Annotated in this window: 23 protein-coding genes; 13 read left to right on the top strand and 10 right to left on the bottom strand. The window is 74.6% G+C overall.

Going from position 1 to position 26,524, the window contains the following annotated elements:
* Positions 1-46: 46 nt before the first annotated feature.
* The 8 genes from ACFY15_RS33585 (at position 47) to ACFY15_RS33550 (ending at position 7,529) form a co-directional block, all read left to right on the top strand.
* Positions 47-496 carry a sugar 3,4-ketoisomerase gene (locus ACFY15_RS33585; protein ID WP_390691503.1) on the top strand — a complete coding sequence of 150 codons (450 nt, stop codon included), beginning with the start codon at positions 47-49 and terminating at the stop codon, positions 494-496.
* Positions 493-1,623: a DegT/DnrJ/EryC1/StrS family aminotransferase gene (locus tag ACFY15_RS33580; RefSeq protein ID WP_390691502.1), complete on the top strand. Its 1,131-nt coding sequence runs from the start codon at positions 493-495 to the stop codon at positions 1,621-1,623. The genes ACFY15_RS33585 and ACFY15_RS33580 overlap by 4 nt, the downstream gene beginning before the upstream one ends.
* A complete protein-coding gene (gene rfbA, locus ACFY15_RS33575; RefSeq protein ID WP_390691501.1) occupies positions 1,616-2,581 on the top strand; it encodes a glucose-1-phosphate thymidylyltransferase RfbA in 966 nt (321 codons plus the stop codon). The genes ACFY15_RS33580 and rfbA overlap by 8 nt, the downstream gene beginning before the upstream one ends.
* Positions 2,582-2,615: 34 nt before the next feature.
* Positions 2,616-3,641: a dTDP-glucose 4,6-dehydratase gene (rfbB, locus tag ACFY15_RS33570; protein WP_390691500.1), complete on the top strand. Its 1,026-nt coding sequence runs from the start codon at positions 2,616-2,618 to the stop codon at positions 3,639-3,641.
* Positions 3,628-4,233, top strand: coding sequence for a dTDP-4-dehydrorhamnose 3,5-epimerase family protein (locus ACFY15_RS33565; protein WP_390691499.1), 606 nt, complete (start codon positions 3,628-3,630; stop codon positions 4,231-4,233). The genes rfbB and ACFY15_RS33565 overlap by 14 nt, the downstream gene beginning before the upstream one ends.
* Positions 4,234-4,264: 31 nt before the next feature.
* Positions 4,265-5,041 carry a thioesterase II family protein gene (locus ACFY15_RS33560; RefSeq protein ID WP_390691498.1) on the top strand — a complete coding sequence of 259 codons (777 nt, stop codon included), beginning with the start codon at positions 4,265-4,267 and terminating at the stop codon, positions 5,039-5,041.
* Positions 5,031-6,473, top strand: coding sequence for an NDP-hexose 2,3-dehydratase family protein (locus ACFY15_RS33555; protein ID WP_390826698.1), 1,443 nt, complete (start codon positions 5,031-5,033; stop codon positions 6,471-6,473). Before ACFY15_RS33560 ends, ACFY15_RS33555 begins: the two co-directional genes overlap by 11 nt.
* A gap of 63 nt (positions 6,474-6,536) precedes the next feature.
* Positions 6,537-7,529 (top strand): Gfo/Idh/MocA family protein, encoded by a 993-nt coding sequence (locus ACFY15_RS33550; RefSeq protein WP_390691496.1) that lies wholly within the window; start codon positions 6,537-6,539, stop codon positions 7,527-7,529.
* Here the strand turns inward: ACFY15_RS33550 and abc-f are convergent.
* The 6 genes from abc-f to ACFY15_RS33520 form a co-directional block, all read right to left on the bottom strand.
* The gene (gene abc-f, locus ACFY15_RS33545; RefSeq protein WP_390826700.1) at positions 7,519-9,177 is read right to left on the bottom strand and encodes a ribosomal protection-like ABC-F family protein; all 1,659 of its coding nucleotides are present in this window, start codon (positions 9,175-9,177) and stop codon (positions 7,519-7,521) included. The two genes, ACFY15_RS33550 and abc-f, sit on opposite strands and share 11 nt — an antisense overlap.
* A gap of 92 nt (positions 9,178-9,269) precedes the next feature.
* Positions 9,270-9,569, bottom strand: coding sequence for an antibiotic biosynthesis monooxygenase family protein (locus tag ACFY15_RS33540; RefSeq protein WP_390691495.1), 300 nt, complete (start codon positions 9,567-9,569; stop codon positions 9,270-9,272).
* 46 nt (positions 9,570-9,615) lie between these two features.
* Positions 9,616-11,247, bottom strand: coding sequence for a class I adenylate-forming enzyme family protein (locus tag ACFY15_RS33535; RefSeq protein WP_390826697.1), 1,632 nt, complete (start codon positions 11,245-11,247; stop codon positions 9,616-9,618).
* A gap of 77 nt (positions 11,248-11,324) precedes the next feature.
* Positions 11,325-13,160 carry a condensation domain-containing protein gene (locus ACFY15_RS33530; protein WP_390826696.1) on the bottom strand — a complete coding sequence of 612 codons (1,836 nt, stop codon included), beginning with the start codon at positions 13,158-13,160 and terminating at the stop codon, positions 11,325-11,327.
* Entirely contained in the window at positions 13,157-14,125 is a 969-nt protein-coding gene (locus ACFY15_RS33525; protein WP_390826695.1) for an aromatase/cyclase, read from the bottom strand. Before ACFY15_RS33525 ends, ACFY15_RS33530 begins: the two co-directional genes overlap by 4 nt.
* 131 nt (positions 14,126-14,256) lie before the next feature.
* Positions 14,257-15,909, bottom strand: coding sequence for an AMP-binding protein (locus ACFY15_RS33520; protein WP_390691491.1), 1,653 nt, complete (start codon positions 15,907-15,909; stop codon positions 14,257-14,259).
* Positions 15,910-16,122: 213 nt separating this feature from the next.
* Between ACFY15_RS33520 and ccrA the strand changes: the two genes are divergently transcribed.
* Both ccrA and argG read left to right on the top strand, forming a co-directional pair.
* Positions 16,123-17,457, top strand: coding sequence for a crotonyl-CoA carboxylase/reductase (gene ccrA / locus ACFY15_RS33515; RefSeq protein WP_390691490.1), 1,335 nt, complete (start codon positions 16,123-16,125; stop codon positions 17,455-17,457).
* 95 nt (positions 17,458-17,552) lie between these two features.
* Positions 17,553-19,007 (top strand): argininosuccinate synthase, encoded by a 1,455-nt coding sequence (gene argG, locus ACFY15_RS33510; protein ID WP_390691489.1) that lies wholly within the window; start codon positions 17,553-17,555, stop codon positions 19,005-19,007.
* Between the two features lie 44 nt (positions 19,008-19,051).
* Here argG and ACFY15_RS33505 read toward each other — a convergent pair whose 3' ends face one another.
* Genes ACFY15_RS33505 through ACFY15_RS33490 form a run of 4 tightly spaced genes read right to left on the bottom strand, consistent with a single transcriptional unit; the run spans position 19,052 to position 23,671 of the window.
* Entirely contained in the window at positions 19,052-19,939 is an 888-nt protein-coding gene (locus ACFY15_RS33505; protein ID WP_390691507.1) for an MBL fold metallo-hydrolase, read from the bottom strand.
* 23 nt (positions 19,940-19,962) lie between these two features.
* Positions 19,963-21,234, bottom strand: coding sequence for a ketosynthase chain-length factor (locus ACFY15_RS33500; RefSeq protein WP_390691488.1), 1,272 nt, complete (start codon positions 21,232-21,234; stop codon positions 19,963-19,965).
* Positions 21,231-22,502 carry a beta-ketoacyl-[acyl-carrier-protein] synthase family protein gene (locus ACFY15_RS33495; protein ID WP_390691487.1) on the bottom strand — a complete coding sequence of 424 codons (1,272 nt, stop codon included), beginning with the start codon at positions 22,500-22,502 and terminating at the stop codon, positions 21,231-21,233. The genes ACFY15_RS33500 and ACFY15_RS33495 overlap by 4 nt, the downstream gene beginning before the upstream one ends.
* On the bottom strand, positions 22,499-23,671 hold the full coding sequence (locus ACFY15_RS33490; RefSeq protein WP_390691486.1) for a DegT/DnrJ/EryC1/StrS family aminotransferase: 1,173 nt from the start codon (positions 23,669-23,671) through the stop codon (positions 22,499-22,501). The genes ACFY15_RS33495 and ACFY15_RS33490 overlap by 4 nt, the downstream gene beginning before the upstream one ends.
* 173 nt (positions 23,672-23,844) lie before the next feature.
* Between ACFY15_RS33490 and ACFY15_RS33485 the strand changes: the two genes are divergently transcribed.
* The 3 genes from ACFY15_RS33485 to ACFY15_RS33475 are packed head-to-tail and all read left to right on the top strand — an operon-like array spanning position 23,845 to position 26,496.
* On the top strand, positions 23,845-24,648 hold the full coding sequence (locus ACFY15_RS33485) for an SDR family NAD(P)-dependent oxidoreductase (RefSeq protein WP_390691485.1): 804 nt from the start codon (positions 23,845-23,847) through the stop codon (positions 24,646-24,648).
* Positions 24,649-24,697: 49 nt separating this feature from the next.
* Positions 24,698-25,651, top strand: a complete 954-nt coding sequence (locus ACFY15_RS33480; RefSeq protein WP_390691484.1) for an aromatase/cyclase — start codon at positions 24,698-24,700, stop codon at positions 25,649-25,651.
* The gene (locus ACFY15_RS33475) at positions 25,648-26,496 is read left to right on the top strand and encodes an oxidoreductase (RefSeq protein ID WP_390691483.1); all 849 of its coding nucleotides are present in this window, start codon (positions 25,648-25,650) and stop codon (positions 26,494-26,496) included. The genes ACFY15_RS33480 and ACFY15_RS33475 overlap by 4 nt, the downstream gene beginning before the upstream one ends.
* Positions 26,497-26,524: the final 28 nt, after the last annotated feature.

Raw genomic sequence — 26,524 nt, 5'->3', positions numbered from 1 at the left:
CCGGGGCGGGACGGTTCGTACCAGGGCAACCAGGGAGCGCGATCGTATGGCGGTGGGCATCACCACGGAAACGAAGGTGGGCAGGGGCAAACCCTGCGCCTTCATCGACTTGGAGCAGCACAACGACGAGCGCGGCAAGCTGTCCGTCGTCGAGTCCGGATGGACGGCGGGCTTCCCGATCAGACGGGTGTACTACCTGCACGACCTGGATGTCGGATCGTCCCGCGGCGGCCATGCGCACCGGGCGCTGGAGCAGCTGATCATCGCCGTGCACGGGAGCTTCACGATCACCGTGGACGACGGGGTCAACCAGGCGGAGTACGAGCTGAGCGACGCCGGCCGGGGCCTGTACGTCGGGCCGATGGTGTGGCGGGACCTGAGCAACTTCTCGGAGGGCGCGGTCAGCCTCGTGCTGGCGTCGCTGCACTACGACGAGGCGGACTACTACCGCGACTACGACGAGTTCCTGGCCGACGCGCGGAAGGGGTGGCTGTGACGGCGACCGCCGCGGCCCGCGTGCCCTTCCACGACCTGCGGGACCTGCACACCCTGGACGGCCTCCAGGAGGAGCTCGACGCGGCGGTGCTGCGGGTGACGCGCTCCGGCCGCTATCTGCTGGGGCCCGAACTGGAGTCCTTCGAGGAGGAGTTCGCCGCCTACTGCGAGGGCGGCCACTGCGTCGGGGTCGGCAGCGGGCTGGACGCCCTGGAGCTGACGCTGCGCGCGCTGGGCGTCGGCGCGGGCGACGAGGTGATCGTCCCCGGGCACACCTTCGTCGCGACCTGGCTCGCGGTGTCCGCGACGGGCGCCCGGCCGGTGCCGGTGGAGCCGGAGGCGGGCTCGTACCTGATCGACCCGGCCCGGGTCGAGGCCGCGATCACCCCGCGGACCCGGGCGGTCATGCCGGTGCACACCTACGGGCACCCGGTGGACCTGGACGCGCTGGACGCCGTGACCGCCCCCCGGGGCATCGCCGTCGTCGAGGACGCCGCCCAGGCGCACGGGGCCCGGCACCGGGGCCGGCGCATCGGCTCCCGGTACGCGGCGGCGTTCAGCTTCTACCCGGGCAAGAACCTGGGGGCCCTGGGCGACGCCGGGGCCGTGGTCACCTCGGACGCGGGGCTCGCGGACCGGATCCGGCTGCTGCGCAACTACGGCTCCCGGGTGAAGTACCGGCACGAGGAGCAGGGCCGCAACTCCCGCCTCGACGAGGTCCAGGCGGCGGCCCTGCGGGTCAAGCTGCCCCGGCTCGACGCCTGGAACGCCCGCCGCCGCGCGGTCGCCGACGCCTACGCCGAGGGCCTCGCCGGCCTGCCGGGGATCACCGTGCCCGGGGTTCGGCCCTGGGCGGAGCCGGTGTGGCACCAGTACGTGATCCGCTGCGCCGGCCGGGACCGGCTGCGCGCCGCGCTGACGGACGCCGGGGTGGAGAACCTGGTCCACTACCCGGTCGCCGTCCACCGGTCCCCCGCCTACGCCGGTACGGCGCACGGCCCGCTGCCCCGCTCCGAGCGGCTGGCCGCCGAGGTGCTGAGCCTGCCCATGGGGCCGCAGCTGACCGCGAAGGATGTGGAGACCGTCATCTCGGCGGTCCGTGACGCCACGGAGAACAGCCATGATTGAGGTTCCGACCCTTCCGGGCGTCGCCGCGCTCGGCAGCCACGGCTCGCGCCGCCCGCTCAAGGGGATCGTCCTGGCGGGCGGCAGCGGCACCCGGCTGCGCCCGCTGACCGGGACGCTGTCCAAGCAGCTCCTGCCGGTCTACGACAAACCGATGATCTACTACCCGCTGTCGGTGCTGATGCTGGCCGGGATCCGCGAGATCCAGATCATCTCGGCCAAGAACCACCTGGAGATGTTCCGTTCGCTCCTCGGCGACGGCTCCCAGCTGGGCCTGGAGTTGACGTATGCGGAGCAGGACGAGCCGCGCGGGATCGCGGAGGCCTTCCTGATCGGCGAGGAGCACATCGGCGACAGCCCGGTGGCGCTGATCCTCGGCGACAACGTCTTCCACGGCCCCGGCTTCTCCACCCTGATCCAGCAGGCGGCCCGCCGCCTGGACGGCGCCGAGCTGTTCGGCTACCCGGTGCAGGACCCCGAGCGCTACGGCGTGGGCGAACTGGACTCCGAGGGACGCCTGGTCTCGCTCGTGGAGAAACCGGCGGTGCCCCGCTCCAACCTGGCGGTGACGGGCCTGTACCTGTACGGCAACGACGTCGTGGAGATCGCCAAGGGGCTGACCCCCTCGCCGCGCGGCGAGCTGGAGATCACCGACGTCAACCGCGTGTACATGGCCCAGGGCCGGGCCCGCCTCAACGAGCTGGGGCGCGGCTTCGCCTGGCTGGACATGGGCACGCACGACTCGCTGCTCCAGGCCGGCCAGTACGTGCAGCTGCTGGAGCAGCGGCAGGGCGAGCGGATCGCCTGCGTGGAGGAGATCGCCCTGCGGATGGGTTTCATCGGCCACGAGCAGTGCTTCGCGCTCGGCCGCGAGCTGGGCGACTCCAGCTACGGCAACTACGTGCGCCAGCTCGCCGGCCGGGCCGCGCGCAGCGAACGGGCCGACACCCCGGCCGCCTGAGCAACCGTCCCCTTTCCAGAAAGGCCCCTTCGCGATGCGCGTCCTGGTCACCGGAGGTGCGGGCTTCATCGGCTCGCACTTCGTCAGAGAGCTGCTGTCCGGCGCCTACCCGGACCTCGCCGGGGGCGAGGTGGTGGTGCTGGACGCCCTCACCTACGCGGGGAACCCCGCCAACCTGGACCCGGTGGCCGGGCACCCGCGGCTGGAGTTCGTCCACGGCGACATCTGCGACGCCGCGCTGGTCGCGGAGCTGATGGCGGGCACCGACCTGGTCGTGCACTTCGCCGCCGAGTCGCACGTGGACCGGTCGATCGCCGACGCGTCGGCGTTCGTACGGACCAATGTGCTCGGCACGCAGACACTGCTCCAGGCGGCGGTGGACGCCGGGGTGGGCCGGTTCGTGCACGTCTCCACCGACGAGGTGTACGGGTCGATCCCCGAGGGCTCCTGGCCCGAGGAGCACCCGCTGGCGCCCAACTCCCCGTACGCGGCGTCCAAGGCGTCCTCCGACCTGCTGGCGCTGGCCTTCCACCGCACGCACGGGCTGGAGGTGTGCGTGACGCGCTGCTCCAACAACTACGGGCCGTACCAGTTCCCGGAGAAGGTGGTCCCGCTGTTCACCACCAACCTGGTGGACGGTCTCGGCGTCCCGCTGTACGGGGACGGCGGCAACAGCCGCGACTGGCTGCACGTGGACGACCACTGCCGGGGCATCGCGCTGGTCGCGGTGAAGGGCCGGCCCGGCGAGGTGTACAACATCGGCGGCGGCACCGAGCTGACCAACACGGAACTGACCGAGCGGCTGCTGGAACTGTGCGGGCGGGACGCCTCGGCCGTGCGGAGGGTCGCGGACCGGGCCGGCCACGACCGCCGCTACTCGGTGGACATCGCGAAGATCTCCGCCGAGCTCGGGTACACCCCGCGCGTGCCCTTCGAGCGGGGGCTGGCCGACACGGTCGCCTGGTACCGGGAGAACCGCGCCTGGTGGGAGCCGCTGAAGGCGGCCGCCGTCCCCGCGGCCACGGCGACGGGCGGGGGTGGCGCGCGTGCGGATCGATGAGACGGAGCTGCCCGGCGCGTACCGGATCTTCCCGCAGCGCCACGAGGACGAGCGCGGCCACTTCTACGAGACGGCCCGGTACAGCCGGCTGACCGAGGAGACGGGCCTGCCGTTCACCGTCCGCCAGGTCAACAGCTCCGTCTCCCGCCGGGGCACCCTGCGCGGCATCCACGTCGGGGACGTGCCCGGCGACGCGAGCAAACTGGTCACCTGCGTGCGCGGCTCGGTCCTCGACTTCATGGTCGACCTGCGGGTGGGCTCCCCCACCTTCGGCCGGTACGCGATGACCCGGCTCGACGCCGGGGACGGCGTCTCCCTGTACCTGCCCGGCAGCATCGGGCACGCCTTCCTCGCCCTGGAGGACGGCTCCTGCGTCACCTACCTGCTGTCCGCCGAGTACGTGCCGGGGGCGATGACCGACCTCGACGCGCTGGACCCGGACCTGGCCCTGCCCTGGGGGCTGACCGGGCCGCCCGTCCGCTCCCCGAAGGACGCGGCGGCGCCCTCGCTCGCCGAGGTCCTGGCGTCCGGCCGGCTGCCCCGCTACGCCCCCGCCGCACCGCCGCACCCGCGCACCGCGCCGCACTCCTGACGCCAGACCCGCCCGAGGAGCTGATCCGCCCGTGACCACGCCCACCGCCACACGCGCCCCGGCGCCCGTCTCCGACGCGTGGCTGCGCCGCTTCCGCCCGCTCCAGGCCGCGGCCGTGCGGCTGGTGTGCTTCCCCCACGCCGGTGGCTCGGCGAGCTCCTGCCTCCCGCTCGCCTCCTCCCTGGCGCCGCTGGGCATCGAGGTGCTGGCCGTGCAGTACCCGGGCCGCCAGGAGCGCCGCGCGGAGCCCTTCGCCCGGAGCGTCGAGGAGCTCGTGGAGGGGCTGCTGCCCGAACTGCGGCAGTGGACCGGCCGGCCGTTCGCCCTGTTCGGGCACAGCCTGGGCGCCACCCTCGCCTTCGAGACGGCCCGCCGGCTCGCCGGGCTCGGGGAGCGGCCCGTCCACCTGTTCCTCTCGGGCCGCCGGGCGCCGACCGTGCCGCGCCGCGACACCGGGCACCTGCTGGACGACCGGGCCCTGATCTCGATGATCGCCCGCCTGCAGGGCACCGAGCCGGCGGTGCTGCGGGACGAGGAGCTGCTGCGGATGGTGCTGCCCGCCCTGCGCAGCGACTACGGGCTGGCCGGCGCGTACCGGTACCGGCCGGGGGAGGCCCTGCGGACCCCGGTGACGGTGCTGACCGGCGACCGCGACCCGAACGTGCCCGTACGGGACGCCTGCCGCTGGTCGGAGGTGGCGGCCGGCCCGTTCGGGGTGTGCGTGCTGCCCGGCGGGCACTTCTTCCTCAACGAGCGCCCGGACGAGGTCCGCGCCGTCATCGAGGGGGCCCTGGCCGATGCCCTCTGAGACCACCGCCGCGCCCCGGGCGGCCGCGGCCGCCGACCGGGCGGACACCGCACGCCGCGTGCTGCTGTCGGCCCGTACGCCCGACAGTCCGGTCATGCCCGTCGACGGGGTGCCGGGCTGGCTGGCCCGGCAGGCCCGGGCGGGCGACTTCCGGGTGACCCCGGTCCCGTTCGCCGAGCTGCGCGGCTGGTACTTCGAGGCGGACACCGGCAACCTGCGGCACGAGTCGGGCCGGTTCTTCTCCGTGGAGGGCCTCCACGTGCACGCCGACGGCCTGCCCGCGCGCGGCTGGAAGCAGCCGATCATCGTGCAGCCGGAGATCGGCCTGCTGGGCATCGTCGCGCGGGAGATCGACGGCGTGCTCCACTTCCTGATGCAGGCCAAGATGGAGCCGGGCAACGTCAACACGCTCCAGCTCTCCCCGACCGTGCAGGCCACCCGCAGCAACTTCACCGGAGTGCACCGGGGGCGCGGGATCCCGTACCTGGACCTGTTCCTGGAGCGCGGGCGGGCCCGGGTGCTCGTCGACGCCCTCCAGTCCGAGCAGGCCGACTGGTTCCTCGCCAAACGCAACCGCAACATGGTCGTGGAGATCGACGAGGACGTCGAGACGGGCCCGGACTTCCGCTGGCTGACCCTCGGCCAGCTGCTCCAACTGCTGCGGCTGGACAACGTGGTGAACATGGACACCCGTTCGATCCTCGCCTGCCTGCCGACCGCCGGCGCCTCGGACGGGGACGGCCCCGCCACGCCGGTGCTGCGCTCCTTCCACGACGCGTCGGCGCCCGCCCGGCACACCACCGCGGAGATCCTCAGCTGGCTGACCGGGATCCGCGCCCGGCGGGAACTGGTCCAGCGGCGGGTCCCGCTGGACGAGGTCGCCGAGGACGGCTGGCTGCGCACCGCGCGCGAGATCGGCCACACCGGCGGCCGCCGCTTCCGGGTCATCGGCGCCGACGTCTCCGCCAGCAACCGCGAGGTGGCCTCCTGGAGCCAGCCGCTGATCCAGCCGCAGGTGCCCGGTCTGATGGCGCTCGTGGTGAAGCCCGCCGGCGGCGTCCTGCACGCCCTCGTGCAGGCCCGCGTGGACGTCGGCCACCTCAACGTCGCCGAACTCGCCCCGACCGTGCACTGTCGGCCGGCCGACCACACCGGGCCGGGCCGCGAGCCGTTCCCGCCGTTCCTCGCGGACGTGCTGGCGGCGCCCGCCGGCCGGGTCCGCTACGACGCGGTGCAGTCCGAGGAGGGCGGCCGCTTCCACCACGCCGAGAACCGGTACGTGATCGTCGAGGCCGGCGAGGACTTCGGCGAGGACCTGCCCGAGGACTTCGCCTGGCTGACCTTCGCCCAGCTCACCGAGCTGCTGGCGTACGGCAACCACCTCGACGTCGAGCTGCGCACGCTCGTCGTCTGCGCCCACACCCTGTACTGAACACCCCCGCCCAGGCACCCGCTCCGGCCCGGAGCCCCGCACCCCGCACCCCCGAGGACGCCCATGCCCGCCCCCCTGCGCCTCGGCCTGCTCGGCTGCGGCGACATCGCCGCCCGCCGCACCCTGCCCGCGCTGGCCCGTACCCCCGGAGCGGCGCTCGCCGCCGTCGCGGCCCGGGACCCCGCCCGCGCGGCCGCGTTCGCGGCCCGCTTCGGCGGGGAGCGCGCCGCCTCGTACGAGGGGCTGCTGGCCCGCCCCGACGTCGACGCCGTCTACGTGTGCCTGCCGACGATGCTGCACGCCCACTGGGCCGAGCGGGCGCTGGAGGCCGGCAAGCACGTCCTCGTGGAGAAGCCCCTGGCGACGAACGGGGCGGACGCGCGGCGGCTGTTCGCGCTCGCCGGGCGGAGGGGGCTGGTGCTGCTGGAGAACTTCATGTTTCTCCACCACGCCACCCAGCGGACGGTCGCCGGGCTGCTCGGCACGGGCGTCCTCGGCACCCTCCGCGCGGTGTCCGCCGCGTTCACCATCCCGCCCCGGCCGGACGGCGACACCCGCTACGACCCCGCGCTGGGCGGCGGCGCCCTCCTCGACAACGGCGTCTACCCGCTGCGCGCCGCCCTCCGCCTCCTCGGCACGGACCTCACGGTGGCCGGGGCGGTGCTGCGCCACGACGGACGCCGCGGCGTCGACCTGTCGGGCTCCGCCCTGCTCACCGCGCCCGACGGCGCGACCGCGCAGGTGCGGTGGGGGATGGAGCACCACTACCGGTCCTGGTACGAGGTCCAGGGCAGCGCCGGCACCCTGTCCGTCGAGCACGTGTACACGACGGCGCCCGACCACTCCCCCGTCGTCCTCCTGCGGACCGGCACGCAGACCAGGGAGATCCACGTCCCGGCGGAGGACCACTTCGAGGCCGTCCTCGCCTTCTTCGCCGCCGCCGTCGCCTCCCCCGCCCCGGCACGGCCCGGCCTGCCGCTGCTCGACGCGGAGTCGAGGCGGCAGGCCGGGCTGCTGGACGAGGTCCGGGGGGCGGCGGTGTGCGTCAGCGTGTGAGGGCGAGGCCGCCCTCCAGCTCCAGGTGCGAGCCCCGGAACCCGCGGCGCATCCGCCGGTCGTGGGTGACGGTGACCACGGCGCCGGTGTACTGGGCCAGGGCCTCCTCCATCTCCTCCACCAGCAGCGGCGACAGGTGGTTCGTCGGCTCGTCGAGCAGCAGCAGGTCCACCGGGCGGGTCACCAGGCGGGCCACGTCGATGCGGCGGCGCTGGCCCACCGACAGGGACCCCACCGGCAGTTCCAGCTCCTGCTCCCGGAACAGGCCCAGCGCCAGCAGCTGTTCGGCGTACTCGTCGGGGTGGCCGGGGCGGCCCTCCGCGAACTCGGCGAGGACCGAGCGGCGGGGGTGCTTGGGCGTTTCGTCCTGGCGCAGCCAGCCGATGTGCGCGGCCCGGCGCACGGTGCCCCGGTCGGGTTCGATGTCCCCGGCCAGGACGCGCAGCAGGGTGCTCTTGCCGGCCCCGTTCGGCCCGGTGATCAGCAGCCGTTCGCCCGGCGCGATCGACAGGGTGCCGATCTTCAGCCGGCCGGCCACCTCGACGTCCGCGAGCTCGGTCAGCGCGCCCTGCTCCGCCGCGGGGGCGGAGTCCTCGCCGAGGGCGAGGGAGGCGGTGAAGCGCAACGGCTCGGGCGGCGGCGGCACGGGGTTCTCGCGGAGCCGGCGCAGGCGCTCGTTGGCGTTGCGGGCCTTGCCGGAGGTGGCCGAGGACGAGGAGCGGGCCCGGTGGTGCTCGGAGCCGCTGAAGGCCCAGGGGCCCTTCTTGGCGATGGCGGCGAGCATCCGGCCGGCGTTCTCGGCGAGCTTCTCCTGGCGGGCGATCTCCTGGAGGTGGTCCTCGTACTCCTGCTCCCAGCGGGCGCGGGCGGCGGCCTTGGCGGTGAGGTAGCCCTGGTAGCCGTTGCCGTACCGGTTGACGGTGTGGGTGTCGGGGTCCACCTCCAGGATGGTGGAGGTCACCGCCTCCAGGAAGGCCCGGTCGTGCGTGATGACGACGACGGTCCCGCGGTGGTCCTGGAGCCGCTTCTCCAGCCAGTCCACGGCCTGGTCGTCCAGGTCGTTGGTCGGCTCGTCGAGAAGCAGCAGCTCGGGGGCGGCGGCCAGGGTGGCGGCCAGGGCGAGGCGGGAGCGCTCGCCGCCGGACAGGGTGTCGACGGCCCGGTCGCGGTCCAGGTGGGGCAGGCCCAGGCCGTGCAGGGCTGCGTCGGCACGGGCGTCGGCCTCGTAGCCGCCGCGCGCCTCGAACTCGGCGAGCAGGTCCCCGTACTCCTCCAGGAGCCGCGGGTCGTCGTCGACGAGGGCGTCCTCCGCCGCGTGGAGGCGGCGCTCCACGTCCCGCAGGTCCGCGAACGCCTGGTCCAGGACGTCGCGGACGGTGGCCCCGGCGGGCAGTTCCAGGCGCTGCGGGAGGTGGCCGACGCCGCCGGGGGCGGTGACGGTCAGCTCGCCGTTGTCGGCGTCCTCCACCCCCGCGATCAGCCGCAGGAGCGTGGACTTGCCCGAGCCGTTGTCGCCGATGACGCCCGCCTTCTCACCGGGTTTGACCGTGAGCGACACCCGGTCCAGCACGACGTGGTCGTCATAGCGTTTGGTGACCTCGTCCAGCGTGAGCTGGGAGTGCACCCGGGACGCGGTGGGTGAGGACATTCGCATGGACATGCTCCTGGTCGTGCGGTCGGTGCGGTCTCGACGTTGTCCCGCCGTACTGGAGTCCGGCTGGAACGCGGCTCGATCCCCGGTCAGGCGGCGGTGGCGGGAACCTCGGGGAGCGCCTCGTACAGGCCCTGCTCACGGGTGGCGAGGACGGCGAGCTCCCGGGCCAGTTCGCGGAAGCCCTCGCTGGACACGGCGGCGCGGTGCGCCGCCGTGTCCTCCCAGACGGAGAGTTCCACGAAGAAGTTGGCGGTGCCGACCAGGCGCAGGGTCTGGTGGCTGACGCATCCGGGCTGGGCGCTGACGAAGCGGGTCATGCGGCTCTTGGCGTCGAGGAAGCGGACGAGGTCGCCGTGGACGTTCAGTTTGTTGACGTAGGTCACCATGACGGGCGCTCCTTCGTGAGGGGTGGCGGAAGGGTGGACGTGGCGGTCAGACGGTCGCCTCGGCGGCCGCGCGGGTGCGGACGCTGCGGCGCAGCGTGCCCCGTACCGGCTTGCCGACGGGGGTGCGCGGGACGGCGTCGATGGCCTCGACGCGCCGGATGCGCTCGTAGGGCGCGAGGCGTTCGTTGGCGCGCGCGGCGATCTGTTCCAGTACGGGCGCGGGGTCGGCCCCCTCGGCGCCCTGGTCCCGCAGGACGATCCCGGCCCAGGTGACGGCCCCGTGCACGGCGTCGGGCCAGCCGACGACCGCGCACTCGGCGACCCGGGGGTCGCAGCCGAGGACCCGCTCGACGGCGCTGGGCGAGACGAGTTCCCCGTCGTGGAGGAAGACGTCCCCGAGCCGGTCGACGAGGAACAGCTCCCCGCCCGGGCCGATCCGGCCGACGTCGCCGGTGGAGAACCAGCCGTCGGGCCCGGCGGCGGGCTCGTCGCGGCCGAGGTAGCCGGCCATCAGCTGGGGGCCGCGCACCTGCACCTCGCCGCTCTCCCCGGGGGCCAGGGGGACGCCCGTGTCGGGGTGGACGACGCGGCATCCGGTGCCGGCCACGGGGGCGCCGACCGAGCCGGTGCCGGTGGGGTCGTCGGGGCGCTGGCAGTGGGTGAGCGGGGAGAGCTCGGTCATGCCGTAGCCCTGGACGACGGGGACACCGAGCCGTTCGGCGAGGGTGCGGGCGACGGCCGGGTCCAGGGCGCTGCCGCCCGACAGGACGGCGGTCAGCCGGGGGCCGGCGGGCAGGCCCGGCAGGGGCCCGCCGCCGCGCAGCCGCTCGTCGGCGGCCAGGCGGTGGAGGCGGGCGGGCAGCGCGTAGTAGTGGGTGGCGCCGGCCCGTTCGGCGAGGGCGAAGGAGGCGAGCGGGTCGGGGTCGGGGCACAGGACCTGGCAGGCGCCCGCGTAGACGGCCGAGTTGAGGTGCATCGGCTGGTACAGCGGCAGGTGGACGAGGGTGGTGGAGTCCTCGCCGAGGCGGTGGGCGAGGGCGGTCTGGACGGCGTTGGCGACCAGGTTGCGGTGGGTCAGCCGGACGCCCTTGGGGCTGGCGGTGGTGCCCGTCGTGAACTGCACGCAGGCCTCGGCGTCGAGGTCGACGGTGACGTCCGGGCGCGGGGCGCCGGACCCGGCGGCCGGGGCGACGGCATCGAGGACGAGGTCCAGGGGGACGGCGGCATCGGGCAGCGGGCCGTCCTCCGCCCCGGTGACCAGGACCAGGGACAGGCTCTCCGGCCGGTCGGGCAGCGCGCACAGCGTCTCGGCGACGGCCCGCGGCGCGAAGGCCAGCTCGGCGCCGGCCGCGGCGAGCACCTTCGCCGTCCGGGCGGGCGAGAGCAGCGGGTTGAGGACGACGACGGTGTTCCCGCTGCGGACGGTGGCGTAGTAGGCGGCGGCGAACTCGGCGTCGAGGGTGTTGACGACGGCCACGCGGGCCCCGCGGCGGCCCACCGAGCACTCCAGGTAGGCCGCGATCCGGTCGGCGCGGGCGTCGAGCTCGCCGAAGGTGAGCGTCCGGGCGCCGACGCGCAGGGCCGGGGCACCGGGGGCGCGCAGGGCCGCACGGCGCAGCAGTCCGTCCAGTGGCAGGTGCGGCAGTCGCGGCAGTTCCGGAAGGTCGGGTGTCGGCACGGGTCTGCTCCCCTCTGCGCTGCGTCCTGGCGGGCGGCAGGGCCTTCCCACCGTCCACGCCCGCGCTCGGAAATCGGTCAGGAACCGCTCGAATCCGGCTGGATCCTCTTGCGTCCGGCGGCGGTCAGGGCTCCGGCGAGGTCGCGGCCGGTGGCGGCGACCGCGACCGGCGGCCGGCTCCAGCCGTGGGCGGCGACCCGCCGGGCGACCTCGTGCGCGAGGCCCTCCACCTCCGGGTACCCGCCGAGCACGACGGGCACCCCGGCGGCCAGGGCGGGGGCCAGCGCGGTCAGGGCGGCCGCGACCCCCGGGGCCACGGACAGCAGGGCCCGCGTTCCGCGCCCGCCCCGCGCGAGGCCGTCGTAGCAGTCCTCGGGCGCGCCGGGCGGGCGCAGCAGGCAGACCAGCCCGCTGCCGGGGGCGGCGGCCGCGCGCAGGGTGCGGGGCGCGGGGTCGGGGCGCGGGGCCGCCAGGGGCACGGGCATCCCGTCGAGCACCCGCAGCGCCTCGGCGACGGTGGTGCCGGGGCCGGCCTCGGCCGGGAGGACCCGCAGCAGGCGGGTGGTCTGCCAGAGGATCTCGTCGGCGTCGCCGTCGGCGATCCGCGTCCGGTCGTGGACGAGCGTCAGCAGCAGCCCGCCGTCCGCGTCGTGCCGGGCGATGAGCGCCAGTGGCGTCCCCGTGGAGGCCTCCCAGGCCTCCACGGGACCGGCGTCGGACGCACCGGCCGCCCCGCGGCCGGCTCCCGCCGCCTCCGGGAACGGCACCGCCGGGGCCGCGGGCTGCCGGGGTTCCCGCGGCGGGAGGAACGTCAGCGCCGATTCGGTGAGCGGCTCGTACGGGTCGCGGCCCGACCAGCGGTGCACCTGCCCGGCCGAGACCCATTCGTAGGCGGCGAGGTCGACGGCCCGGCCGGTGAGGTCCGCGAGCAGCGCGGACAGGGTGGCTCCGGGGCGGACCTCCACGGCCACGGGGAGCGCGCCCAGCAGCGGGCCGGGCAGCCGGTCGGCCCCGTCGAGGGGGATGCCCCGGCCGGACACGGCGGCGGCGAAGGCCACCGGCAGCATGTGCGTGCCGGGCCCGCCGTGCGCGCGGTACAGAAGCAGCGCCCACACGGCCTGGAGGGCGGTGCTCTCGGCGGCGCCCCGGGCGGCGGCCCAGGCGCGCAGCCGGGCCGCTTCGGCCGGGGTCAGCCGCTGCCGGGTCCGGCCGTGCCCGCGCTGGTGCGTGGGGCGGCCGCGGTCGCCGGCTGGCAGAGTGGCGGAGCCCGCGGGCGGGGCGGCGTCCGCCCAGTACGCGCGGGCGGGGGCCTGGTCCCGGGAGCCGATCCACTGGAGGTGGTCGCGCAGGTCGGGACGGCGTTCGCCGCCCCGGGGCCGGCCGTCGGCGGCGTGGGCGCGGTGGAAGGAGCGGACGAGGTGCTCCGCGCTCGCCGGGTCGAGGAACGCCCGGTGGTAGGTGAGCAGGACCCGGGTCGAGCCGTCGGACTCCTCCAGGAGGGCGATCCGCAGCGGGTCGGGCCGGGTCAGGTCGAACTCGCGCATCCGCTCGGCGGCGAGCAGGGCCTCCCATGGGGCGCCGCCCGCGCGGTGGCGGACGATCAGCGGGCCGGCGGCCGGGTGGACGGCGAAGCCGGGCAGGCCGGGTCCGGACGCGGCCGGGGCGAGCGCGGTGCGCAGGACCGCCTCCTGGTCGGTGACGGTCTGCCAGGCGCGGGTGAACCGCTCGGCGTCGAACGGCCCGTGCAGGCGCCAGTGCAGCTGCCCGGTGTGCAGGCCCCGGCCCGGGTGGGTGAGTCCGTCGAGGAGGACGTCGACCTGGAGCGGGGCGCCGGGGTAAACCCGCGGCCGGGGGGCGGCGAGGGCCCGCGCCGCCGGGGCCGGGCGCCGGCCGTCGCCGGGGCGGCCGGTCACCGCCTCGCGCTCAGGGTCGGGACGGCGGTCTCGGCGTGCCGCCGGGCGAGGTGCAGGATGCGGGTGCAGGTGCCGCCCAGGCTGCGGCGTACGTGGTCGCGGGCCTGGGCGAGGTCGGCGCCCGGGCCGAGGACCGGCTCGATGTCCTCGGGGCGCAGCAGGACGCGGTGGCTGGCGACGGCGGTGACGCCGGTCTCGTCGGGGTCCACCGACCATTCGCCGGTATGCGCGGCGAGCAGCCGGGGGGTGCGGGTGCGCTTGTAGACGATCCGGCCGGCGTGGGGCAGGCAGACGCGGACGGACTCGCAGGTGTCGGCGGTGCCGTCGGCGGCGCGGGTGGCGAGGTCCAGCAGCTGGACGCCCGTGCGGTGTTCGGACACCTGTGCGCGGGTGATCTCGGGCAGGTGGAGGGGCCAGTCCTCGGCCCGGTACAGGAAGTCGTAGACGAACTCGGGCGGTCCCTGGACGCGTACCGAGTCCTCGAAGGACAGCAGGAGGCCGTCCAGGGCGGACCACTGCTCGGCGGTCCGCTTCAGCTGCTCCAGTTCGGCGCGGCTGTTGCCGTCGGTGGCCTCGGCGAGCCAGCGGGCTCCGGCCCGGTCCCCGTCGGCCACCTCGAACCGGTGGTGCAGGGTCAGGCGCGAGCACCCGCCGCCCAGTTCGGCGACCTCCCAGCGTCCGCTCATGGCGGTGGCCGGGGGCGCCGGGACCTCCTGGTGGAAGTCGATGGTCCGCCGCGCGGGGTCCAGGGAGCGCCGGGACACCCAGGACGTGACGGTCCCGCCGGCGGTGGCCCACATCCCGAAGCGGTCGCGGGTCCCGTCGAAGTCCAGCCGCTCCACGTGGATGCTGGGCGGGACGAACAGCGGCCACTGGGTCGTGTCCGCGAGCAGCGCGTAGACCACGCCCGCGGGGGCGGCCACGTCCACCGAGTACGACGTGTGCTGCACACGCTCACCTGACATCGGCTCACACCTCTCTGCTTATGCCCACCAACTTCGCGCGGGCCGGCGGAGCTCCGCTCGAAGGGCCCTGGACCCCGGCTGTACGGGCCGTCCACGGGCCCTCGCGGGGCCGTCCGGGGCCCGGCGGGGCCTCAGAGCGAGGCTTCGGCCTGCGCCCGGTGGCACAGCTCGCGGCGCAGGGCGCGCCGCTCGGGCTTCCCGGCCGGGGTGCGGGGCACGGCACCGAGGACCTCGACCCGGCGGATCTGCTCGTGCGGGCCGAGCTGTTCGTTGGCCGTCTCCACGATCGAGTCGAGGACGTCGAGCAGGCCGGGCGCGGTCGGGTGGTGCAGGACGAGTCCGAGCCAGACGACGGCTCCGTGGACCGGGTCGGGCCAGCCGACGACGACGCTGTCGGCGACGCGGGGGTCGGCGGCGAGGACGGATTCGACGGCCGTGGGCGAGACGAGTTCGCCGTCGTACGAGAAGACGTCGTCGAGCCGGTCGACGAGGTGGAGTTCCCCGTCCGGGCCGATGCGGCCGACGTCCTGGGTGGGGAACCAGCCGTCCTCACCGGTGGGCGGCCCGCTCTCGCCGAGGTAGCCGGCCATCAGCTGCGGTCCCCTCAGCTGCACCTCGCCGGTCTCGCCGGGGCCGAGCGGGGCACCGGTGCCGGGGTGGACGACGCGGCAGGCGGTGCCGGGGACGGGGGTGCCGACGGAACCGGAGCCGCCGGTGTCCTCGCCGGGGCGCTGGGTGTGGGTGAGCGGGGCGAACTCGACCAGACCGTAGCCCTGGAGGACGGGGACGCCGAGCCGCTCCGTCAGCAGCCGGGCGTCCGCCGGGGCGAGGGCGCTGCCGCCGGAGAGGACGGCGGTGAGCCGGTCGAGGTCGGGCGGGGAGGGGAGGGGGAAGCCGGGGAGGTCCACGGCGCCGGGGAGCTCGGCGTGGCGCAGGTCGGCGGCGAGCTGGTGCAGCCGGGCGGGCAGGGTGTAGAGGTGGGTGGCGCCGGTGCGGGCGGCCAGGGCGAGGGCGGCGGCCGGGCGCGGGGCGGGGCACAGGACCTGGCAGGCGCCCGCGAGGACGGCCGAGTTGAGGTGCATCGGCTGGTAGAGCGGCAGGTGGTTGAGGGTGACCGAGCCGGAGTCGAGCCGGTGCGCGGCCGCTGTCTGGGCGGCGTTGGCGAGCAGGTTGCGGTGGGTCAGCAGGACGCCCTTGGGCCGGCCGGTCGTGCCGGTGGTGAACTGGATGCACACCACGGCGTCCGGTTCCGCGGGGGCGTCCGGGCGGGGGCCGGTCCGCGGGGCTCCGTCCAGGGCCACGGCCAGGGGCAGGGCGTCGGCGGGCACGATCCCGTCGGGGGCGTCGGTGACGACGATCTCGCGCAGCAGCGGCAGCCGGTCGGCGGTCTTGACGAGCAGCTCGGCGGCGGCGGTGGGCACGAAGGCGATCTCCACCCCGGCCACCTCGCACATGCGGCGCAGTCCTGCCGCCCGGACCAGGGGGTTGAGGAGGACGACGGTGTTGCCGCTGCGTACGGTGCCGTAGTAGGCGGCGACGAACTCCTCGTCGAGGGTGTTGGCGACCCCGACGCGGGCCCCGCGCCGGCCGAGGGCGTGCTCCAGGTAGGCGGCGTAGCGGTCGGCACGGGCGTCGAGTTCGGCAAACGTCCGCGTTCCGTGGGAGGTGCGGACCGCGCAGGCGGCGGGGTCGCGTTCCGCGGCCCGGCGCAGCAGTCCGTCGAGCGGGAGTTCCCTGCGGCGCAGCGGCTGCGGGCGGCGGGGGGTGAGGCTGTAGATCGGCACGGCGCGTCCTCCTGAGCGGGCTGATCCCTGATCCCGACGCATCACGGTCCGCACATCCGGTTGAGGCCGCTTCGAAGGGAACTCGATCCCGCCGCTCTCGACCGTTCCTCCGGCGGCCCTCGACCCCGGGGGCGGAGCCTGCCTGCACGCGCGTCGGAGGTCCGCCCGCACGCCCCGGCCCCGCCGCATCCGTACCGTCGCAAGGGAACCCACGTGGACGAGATCGTCAAGGCCCTGCTCTCCGAGGACGCCCGGCAGGCCGACTTCGCGGCGCTGCCGCTGCCGGAGTCGTACCGGGGCAGCGTGGTGCGCCGGGACGAGACGGACATGTTCGCGGGGATCCCCTCGGCGCAGAAGGACCCGCGCAAGTCCCTGCACCTCCAGGAGGTGCCGACGCCGGAGCCGGGGCCGGGCGAGGCGCTGGTCGCGGTGATGGCGAGCGCGATCAACTACAACACCGTCTGGAGCTCGATCTTCGAGCCGCTGCCGACCTTCGGCTTCCTGGAGCGCTACGGCCGCCTCTCGGAGCTCACCCGCCGCCACGACCTCCCGTACCACGTGCTGGGCTCGGACCTGGCGGGCGTGGTGCTGCGCACCGGGCCGGGCGTGAACCGCTGGAGGGCGGGCGACCGGGTGGTCGCGCACTGCCTGTCGGTGGAGCTGGAGTCCGCGGACGGCCACGGGGACACGATGCTCGACCCGGAGCAGCGGATCTGGGGCTTCGAGACCAATTTCGGCGGTCTGGCCGAGCTCGCCCTCGTCAAGTCCAACCAGCTGATGCCCAAGCCCGAGCACCTGACCTGGGAGGAGGCGGCCTCCCCGGGCCTGGTCAACTCGACCGCCTACCGCCAGCTGGTCTCCCGCAACGGCGCCGGCATGAAGCAGGGCGACAACGTCCTGATCTGGGGTGCGAGCGGCGGCCTCGGCTCGTACGCGACGCAGCTGGCGCTGGCCGGCGGCGCCCACCCGGTCTGCGTCGTCTCGTCCCCGGAGAAGGCCGGCATCTGCCGTGCGATGGGCGCCGAGGCGGTGATCGACCGCAGCGCCGAGGACTACCGGTTCTGGAAGGACGGGGAGAACCAGGACCCTCGCGAGTGGAAGCGCTTCGGGCGGCGCATCCGGGAGCTGACCGGCGGCGAGGACGTGGACATCGTCTTCGAGCACCCGGGCCGCGAGACCTTCGGCGCGAGCGTCTACGTCGCCCGCAAGGGCGGCACGATCGTCACCTGTGCCTCCACCTCGGGCTTCCGGCACGAGTACGACAACCGCTACCTGTGGATGTCGCTGAAGCGGATCATCGGCTCGCACTTCGCGAACTACCGCGAGGCCTGGGAGGCGAACCGGCTGGTCGTCAAGGGGAAGATCCATCCCACCCTCTCGAAGGTCTACCCGCTGGAGCAGACGGGCCAGGCGGCGTACGACGTCCACCGCAACCTGCATCACGGCAAGGTCGGCGTCCTCGCGCTGGCCCCGCGGGAGGGCCTGGGGGTCCGCGACCACGAGATGCGCGCCCGGCACCTGGAGGCGATCAACCGCTTCCGGCGTTGACGACGTTAACGCCGTTAACGCCCGCGGGCGCGCGGCACGCGCCGAAACGGAACCCTGGGTTTGCATGATCATGCATGATTCTGCATACTCATCCCATGTCTAAGGTCCTCACCTCCCTTCCCGTCGGCGAGCGCGTCGGCATCGCCTTCTCCGGCGGACTCGACACCTCCGTCGCGGTCGCGTGGATGCGCGACAAGGGCGCCGTCCCGTGCACCTACACCGCCGACATCGGCCAGTACGACGAGCCCGACATCGCCTCGGTGCCCGGGCGTGCCCAGGCCTACGGCGCGGAGATCGCACGCCTGGTCGACTGCCGCGCGGCGCTGGTCGAGGAGGGCCTGGCCGCACTGACCTGCGGCGCGTTCCACATCCGCTCCGGCGGCCGCGCCTACTTCAACACCACCCCGCTCGGCCGCGCCGTCACCGGCACCCTGCTGGTGCGGGCGATGCTGGAGGACGACGTCCAGATCTGGGGCGACGGATCGACCTTCAAGGGCAACGACATCGAGCGGTTCTACCGGTACGGCCTGCTCGCCAACCCGCACCTGCGGATCTACAAGCCCTGGCTGGACGCGGCCTTCGTCACCGAGCTCGGCGGCCGCAAGGAGATGTCGGAGTGGCTGCTGGCCCACGGCCTCCCCTACCGGGACAGCACGGAGAAGGCGTACTCCACCGACGCCAACATCTGGGGCGCCACGCACGAGGCCAAGACCCTGGAACACCTGGACACGGGCCTGGAGACCGTCGAGCCGATCATGGGCGTCCGCTTCTGGGACCCCTCGGTCGAGATCGCCGCCGAGGACGTGACCGTCGGCTTCGAGCAGGGCCGCCCGGTCACGATCAACGGCAAGCAGTTCGCCTCCGCCGTCGACCTGGTCATGGAGGCCAACGCCATCGGCGGCCGGCACGGCATGGGCATGTCGGACCAGATCGAGAACCGGATCATCGAGGCGAAGAGCCGCGGCATCTACGAGGCACCGGGCATGGCCCTGCTGCACGCCGCGTACGAGCGCCTGGTCAACGCCATCCACAACGAGGACACCCTCGCCCAGTACCACAACGAGGGCCGCCGCCTCGGCCGGCTGATGTACGAGGGCCGCTGGCTGGACCCGCAGGCCCTGATGGTCCGCGAGTCCCTCCAGCGCTGGGTCGGCGCGGCCGTCACCGGCGAGGTGACCCTGCGGCTGCGGCGCGGCGAGGACTACTCGATCCTCGACACCCAGGGCCCGGCGTTCAGCTACCACCCGGACAAGCTCTCCATGGAGCGCACCGAGGACTCGGCCTTCGGCCCGGTGGACCGCATCGGCCAGCTGACCATGCGCAACCTCGACATCGCCGACTCCCGCGCCAAGCTGGAGCAGTACGCGGTGCTCGGCCTGATCGGCAGCGGCAGCCCCGCCGTCGGCGCCGCCCAGGCGGCCGCGACCGGGCTGATCGGCACCATGCCGGAGATGCCGGAGGGCGGCGCCGAGGCCATCGCCTCGCGCGGCGAGGTCTCCGCCGACGAGGAGCTGCTGGACCGCGCCGCGATGGAGTCCGGCACCGACTAGCGGCTCCCGCACCGACGCCTCCGCACTGCCCGTCCGCACCGCCCTCAGGCGGCGCAGGCGGGCAGTCCGCCGTGGAACTCGACCATCTCCCGGAACATCCGCTCGACGTCGAGGGGGTGCCCCGGCGCCGCACCCGCCGCCTCGGCGAAGGCCCGGTGCAGGTTGGGCACCAGCCGCTCGGCGTCGAGCAGCCCCGCGTACGGGCCCGGTCCGGCCTCCCGCGCGGTCTCCAGCGGGGTCAGCCCCGCCGCGAGCCCCTCGGCGGCCAGCCGCTGCACCCGGCGCAGGTAGCCGGCGGTGTCGTCGAGCAGCTCGGGGCCGCCGACCGGCCCGTGGCCCGGGACGACGGTCCGCGGGCCGAGGGCGCGCAGCCGCTCGACGACGGCGAGCGTGCCGGAGACCGAGCCGGTCAGGCAGAACGGCGTGGCTCCGGACATCACGACGTCCCCGGTGAACAGCACCCGCTGCCGCGGCAGCCACACCACCGTGTCGCCGGAGGTGTGCGCGGTGCCCGGGTGGACCAGCTCCACCGGGAAGTCCCCCGCGTCCAGGGTGAGCCGGTCGCGGAAGGTCAGCCCGGGCAGCTCCACCCGGACCTCGCCCCAGGGGACGTCAGGCCACAGGCCCGTCAGGTGCAGTCCGGCGAGCGCCATCTCGGCGCGCGCCGCCTCGTGCGCGACGACCAGGGCCCGGTCGGCGAAGAACCGGTTTCCGAACGTGTGGTCGCCGTGCGCGTGGGTGTTCACCACGAAGCGCGGAGCGTGCGGGACGGTCCGTGCGGCCGCCTCCTTCAGGGCCCGCGTACGGGCCTCGGTGGCGGCCGTGTCGACCAGCACGGGCCGCTCGCCCGCGCCGATCAGCCCCGCGTTGTTGAGGCACCAGCCGCCGTCGGGCTGGAGGTAGGCCCAGACCTGCTCGGCCACCTCCTCCATCCGGGGCCCACCGCCGCTGCCGCTCACCGTCCCCGGACCACCATGGCCGCGTTGAAGCCGCCCCGGCCCCGCGCCAGGACCAGCGCCGTGCGCAGCCGGTCGGGCCGGCGCACCCCGGTCACCAGGTCGACGGGGCAGTCCGCGGCGGGCGGACCGGTGTGGACGGTCGGCGGGATCACCCCGTCGCGCAGCGAGAGCAGGGCCGCGGCCAGGTCGAGGGAGGCGCCGCCCGCGGCGAGCCGGCCCGTCATGGTCTTGGGCGCGGTGACCGGGACCCCGTACTCCCCGAACAGCTCGGCGAGGGCCTGCGCCTCGGCGCGGTCGGCCCCGCGCCGCCCGGCCGCGTCGGCGAAGACCACGTCCACGTCGGCGGGGGCCAGCCCGGCCTCGCGCAAGGCCAGCGCGGCGGCGTCGCGCAGCCGGGGCGCGCCGCCCGAACCGGGCGGCGGGTCGAAGGTGGCGGCGTACCCGGCGACCTCCCCGTAGGGGCGGGCGCCGCGTTCGCGGGCGGCGGCCGCGTCCTCCAGGACGAGCAGCGCCCCGCCCTCGCCGACGACGTGCCCACCGGCCTCCTCGGCGAAGGGCAGGTAGGCGCGCTCGGGGTCCTCGGAGGTGCTGAGCTCGCCGGAGGCCAGGTGGGCGGCCCAGCCCCAGGGGCAGAGGGAGGAGTCCATGCCGCCGGTGACGACCAGCCGGACGCCCTTGCGGAGCTGGCGGCGGGCCTGGGCCACCGCGTCGAGGCCGCCGGCCTGCTCGCTGACGAGGACGCTGTTGGGGCCGCGCATCCCGTTCCTGATGGAGATCTGGCCGCTGTTGACCGCGTAGAACCAGGCGAAGGACTGGTACGCGCTGACGTACTGGCCGCCCTTGCTCCACAGGGCCTGGAGCTCGCGCTGCCCGAACTCGTAGCCGCCGGCCGAGCTGGCGGTGATCACGCCGGCCGCGTAGTCGGGCAGCTCGGCCGGGTCCACCCCGGCGTCGGCGAGGGCCTCGTCGGCGGCGGTGAGGGCGAGCCGGGTGACCTGGTCGGTCTGCGGCAGCAGCCGGCCGGGCAGGTGCTCGGCGGCGTCGAAGCCCCGGACCTCGCCGGCCAGCTTCGCCGGGTAAGGTCCGGCGTCGAACCGGGTGAGCGGGCGGATGCCGCTCTCGCCGCGCAGGACCGCGCTCCACCACGCCTGCGTGCCCAGGCCGTTCGGGGCGGCCACGCCGATCCCGGTGATCACGGGGGCGGCGGAGGCGGCCGACACCGTGTCCATGGGGGCGGGGACGGGGGCGGCTTCGGTCTGCGTGCTCATGCGGCGGCTCCCAGGCGGGGGCGGGTCAGGATCATGGCGCTCTGGAAGCCGCCGAAGCCGCTGCCGACGCTGAGCACGGTGTCCGTGCGGTGCTCCCGGGCGGTCAGCGGGATGTAGTCCAGGTCGCAGCCGGGGTCGGGGTGGTGCAGGTTCGCGGTCGGCGGGACCGTGTTGTGCTCGATGGCCAGGGCGCTGGCGGCCACCTCCAGGGAGCCGATGGCGCCCAGCGAGTGCCCGATCATCGACTTGATGGAGCTGACCGGGGTCTCGTAGGCGTGCTGTCCGAGGCTGCGCTTGAAGGCGGCGGTCTCGTGCCGGTCGTTCTGCTTGGTGCCGGAGCCGTGGGCGTTGACGTAGTCGACGGCGGTGGCGGGCAGGCGGGCCTCGTCGAGGGCGACGGTGATGGCCTCGGCCATCTCGCGGCCCTCGGCCTTCAGACCGGTCATGTGGTAGGCGTTGCCTCGGCTGGCGAACCCGGCGATCTCCGCGTAGACGTGGGCGCCGCGCCGGCGCGCGCTCTCCAGCTCCTCCAGGACGAGGATCGCGGAGCCCTCGCCGAGGACGAACCCGTTGCGGGTGGCGTCGAAGGGCCGGGAGGCGGTCTCCGGGTGGTCGTTGCTGGGCGAGGTGGCCTTGATGGCGTCGAAGCAGGCCACGGTGATCGGGGAGATCGGGGCCTCGGTGGCGCCGGTGACCATCACGTCGGCGCTGCCCTCACGGATCAGCTCCACGGCGTGGCCGATGGAGTCGAGGCCGGAGGTGCAGCCGGTGGAGACCATGGAGACCGGTCCCTGGGCGCCGACGCGCCAGGCCACCTCGGCCGCCATCGAGCTGGGTACGAAGTAGTCGAACAGATGCGGCACGGCGAGGGTGTGGTCGACCTGCCAGGTGGAGCCGCCCCGGCTCACCGCCTTGTACTCGGTGTCCAGGCCGGTGGTGCAGCCCACCGCGCTGCCCAGGGTGACGCCGGTGCGCGCCGGGTCCAGGGCGGCGGTGTCGAGCCCGCTGTCGCGGACCGCCTCCTCGGCGCTGACCAGCGCGAACTGCGCGGCCCGGTCGAGGCGGGCGGCCTCCTCGGGGGTGAACCCGTGGGCGAGCGGGTCGAAGTCGGCCTCGGCGGCGATCCGCGAGCGGAAGCCGGTGGCGTCGAAGAGGCTGATGGCACGGGTCGCGGTCCGCCCGGAGGTGAGCCGGGCCCAGTACGCCTTGGTGCCCACTCCCCCGGGTGCGACCACGCCGATCCCGGTGATGACGACGCGTCGGTTCATGGGGTGTCCTTCACGGTGAGTCCTTCGTCGGTACGGTCGGCGATCCGCGACCCCACCGACCTGCGCAGCGCGTCGATGACGGTGGCCACGTCCGCGTCGCTGAGCCCGGGGTGCAGGGGCAGGCGCACGGTGCGGTCCACCGCCCAGTCGCAGGAGGGCAGCGGGGCCGCGGGAGGCTCCCCGTCGGCCCGGAACCGGTGCAGGGGCGCGTGGTGGGAGGTCGTGTAGATCTCCTCGGCCAGCAGGTCGGCGACGACCCCGTCCTTGATGGCGGGGTCCAGCTGGACCCAGTACAGGCAGTCCGTGGACTCGTGGCCCTCGGGCAGCGGCGGGGGCGTCAGCAGCCCCCGGGTCCCCGCGAGCTCCCGGTCGTAGCGGGCGGCGATCTCGCGGCGCCGCTCCACCATCTCGGGGAGCCGGCGCAGCTGCACGGAGCCGATCGCGGCGGTCAGGTCGTTGCCGGCGATCCCGCGGCCGTACTCGGGCAGGTCCGGCTCGCCGGGCAGGGTGGCGTGGCCGAAGCCGCTGGCGCGGACCAGGCCGCGCCGGGCGAGCAGGCGGGTGCGGGCGGCCCGTTCGGGGTCCTTCGCGTAGACCATGCCGCCGTCGCCGGTGACCAGTACCCGGCCCGGGTCGAAGCTCCACACGGCGAGGTCGCCGAAGGTGCCGGCGGGCCGGCCGTCGGCGCGGGAGGCGACGGAACAGGCCCCGTCCTCGATCAGGGCGAGGCCCAGTTCCCGGCAGCGCGCCGCGATGCGGACGATGTCGCCCGTGCGGCCGCCGTAGTGGAGGAAGAGGACTGCGCGGGTGCGGTCGGTGAGGGCGGCCTCGACGTCCTCCAGGGACGGGTTGAGGGTGCGGCGGTCCACGTCGCAGAAGACGGGGCGGCCGCCGCGTCCGGCCACGGCCTCGGCGGTGGCGGGCAGGCCCAGCGACGGCAGGACGACCTCGTCGCCCTCCTGGAGGTCGAGGGTCTCGACGGCCAGGTGCAGGGCGGTGGTGCCGGAGCTGGTGAACACGACGTGGTCGGGTTCGATGCCCAGGTGTTCGGCGAAGGCCGTCTCGAAGGCCGCCGTGCGCCGTCCGCTGCCGAGCCTGCGGTCGTGGAACACCCCGGCGACCGCGTCGAGTTCCTCGTCCCCGACCTGGGGCTGAAACAAGTTGATCATGGTCGCCTCTCACGTGGGTGTCTCCCCGATCCTGTCGACCGCCGCTCGACATCCGATGGAGGACCGGTGGTCCCCCCGGCCGCGGGAGCGGGTGCGAGAGCCCTTCGAGCACCGCTCCATCGCGGTGACGGATCCTCCGCGTGCGCCACCCGTCGATTCACCGAGGAGTTCTCATGCCCGACCAGGCCCAGGATCAGGACCAGACCAAGCGCGTCGCCGTCGTCACCGGAGCGACCAGCGGTATCGGCCTGGAAGCGGCCCGCACCCTGGCCGCCCAGGGGCACCGGGTGTTCATCGGGGCCCGCGACGCCGACAACGTGGCCCGTACCGTCAAGGAGCTCACCGCCGAGGGCCTGGAGGTCGACGGCGCGAGCGTGGACGTGCGCAGCGGCGACGGCGTCAAGGCCTGGGTCGAGGCGGCCGTGGAGCGGTTCGGCACCATCGACGTCGTGGTCAACAACGCCGGCCGCTCCGGCGGCGGCGTCACCGCCGACATCGCCGACGAGCTCTGGTACGACGTCATCGAGACGAACCTCACCAGCGTCTTCCGCGTCACCCGCGAGGTCCTGAACACCGGCGGCATGCGCGCCAAGAACCGCGGCCGCATCATCAACATCGCCTCGACCGCGGGCAAGCAGGGCGTGGTCCTGGGCGCCCCCTACTCGGCGTCCAAGCACGGCGTGGTGGGCTTCACCAAGGCACTGGGCAACGAACTGGCCCCGACGGGCATCACCGTCAACGCCGTCTGCCCCGGCTACGTCGAGACGCCGATGGCCGAGCGGGTCCGCCAGGGCTACGCCGCCGCGTACGGCAGCACCGAGGAGGCCGTGCTGGAGAAGTTCCAGGCGAAGATCCCCCTCGGCCGCTACTCGACCCCGCAGGAGGTCGCCGGGCTCGTGGGCTACCTGGCCTCCGACACCGCGGCCTCCATCACCTCGCAGGCCCTCAACGTCTGCGGCGGCCTCGGCAACTTCTGATCCCGCCCCGCCCGATCACGTACGACCCCCGAATCCGAGGAGCAAGACCATGCCGCAGCCCGGCCTGCGTGAAGTGGAGCACGAGATCACGGTCTCGGCCCCGGCCGCCGCCGTGTACCGGTTGATCGCCGAGGTCCGGAACTGGCCCCGGATCTTCCCCCCGACCATCTACGTGGACCACATCCCGCAGGGCGGGAACGAGGAGCGCATCCGGATCTGGGCCACCGCCAACGGCGAGCCCAAGAACTGGACCTCCCGCCGCACCCTGGACCCGGAGAATCTGACGATCACCTTCCGCCAGGAGGTCCCGGCGCCCCCGGTCGCCGCGATGGGCGGCACCTGGATCATCGAGCCGCTCTCCGAGGGCGAGTCCCGGGTGCGCCTGCTGCACGACTACCGGGCCGTGGACGACGACCCGGCGAGCCTGGAGTGGATCGACCGGGCCGTCGACCGCAACTCGCGCTCGGAGCTGGCCGCGCTGAAGACCAACGTCGAGCAGGCCCACGCCGCCGAGGACCTGACGTTCTCCTTCGAGGACACCGTCCGGATCGAGGGCTCCGCGAAGGACGCCTACGCCTTCGTCAACGAGGCGCACCTGTGGCCCGAGCGGCTGCCGCACGTGGCCGTCGTCCGGCTGACCGAGGACACCCCGGGCCTCCAGGAGCTGGAGATGGACACCCGGGCCAAGGACGGCTCCGTCCACACCACCAAGTCCTACCGGGTGACGTTCCCCGACGAGCGGATCGCCTACAAGCAGACGACCCTGCCGGCGCTGATGAGCCTGCACACCGGCTACTGGACGTTCGCCGAGGACGGCGAGGGCGGCCTCGCCGCCTCCTCCCAGCACACGGTGACGATCAACACGGAGAACATCGCCCGGATCCTGGGCCCCGAGGCGACCGTCGAGGACGCCAAGCAGTACGTGCGCACCGCGCTGAGCACCAACAGCACCGCCACCCTCAACCACGCCAAGGCCTTCGCCGAGCAGCGGGCCGGTCGATGACACGGGGGACGCCTCGGGTCTGGTTCGTCACGGGCGCCTCCCGGGGCCTGGGACGGGCGGTCGCCGAGGTCGTCCTGGAGGCCGGGGAGACCGTGGTCGCCACGGCCCGGCGCGTCGAGGCGCTCGACGGCCTCGTCGAGCGCTTCGGCGCGCGGGTGGTCCCGATGACCCTGGACGTCACCGACCGCGCGGCGGTGTTCGCCACCGTGGCCGAGGCCGGGGAGCGGGCCGGGCGGATCGACGTGCTGCTGAACAACGCGGGGTACGGGCTGGCCGGCGCGGTGGAGGAGGTCACCGAGCGGCAGGTCCGCGACCAGTTCGACGTGAACTTCCTCGGCGCGCTGTGGACCACACAGGCCGTACTGCCGCTGATGCGCCGCCAGGGCTCCGGGCACCTCCTGCAGATGTCCAGCATCGCGGGCGTCACGACCTACCCGAACCTGGGCATGTACTGCGCGAGCAAATGGGCGCTGGAGGCCATGGGCGAGACCCTGGCCCAGGAGGTCGCCGGCTTCGGCATCAAGGTCACCCTGATCGAGGCCGGCGAGTTCCGGACCGACTGGAGCGCGAGCTCCCTGGTGCGGGCCGCGCCCAAGACCGCCTACGACTCCGTGCTGGCCAAGCGCCGGCACGGCCTGTCGGGGGCCTTCGCGCACCTCCAGCCCGGCGATCCGCGCCGGGCCGGTGTGGCGCTGCTGAAGTTGCTGGAGGCCGAGGAGCCCCCGCTGCGGGTGCTGCTGGGCGCCGGCGCGGCCGACCGCGCCCCGGCGGTGCTGCGCGAGCGGCTGGCCGCCTGGGAGGAGTGGGCCCCCCTGGCACCGACCACGGACTTCCCGACGGCCTGAGGACCAGGGACGCCGGCCTGTGGGTCCG

Origin of the sequence: Streptomyces sp. NPDC001373, assembly GCF_042895815.1 — a bacterium.
Classification (GTDB): Bacteria; Actinomycetota; Actinomycetes; order Streptomycetales; family Streptomycetaceae; genus Streptomyces.
The sequence above is the reverse complement of the archived record's forward strand: the minus strand, read 5'-3'. Positions and strand labels throughout refer to the sequence as shown.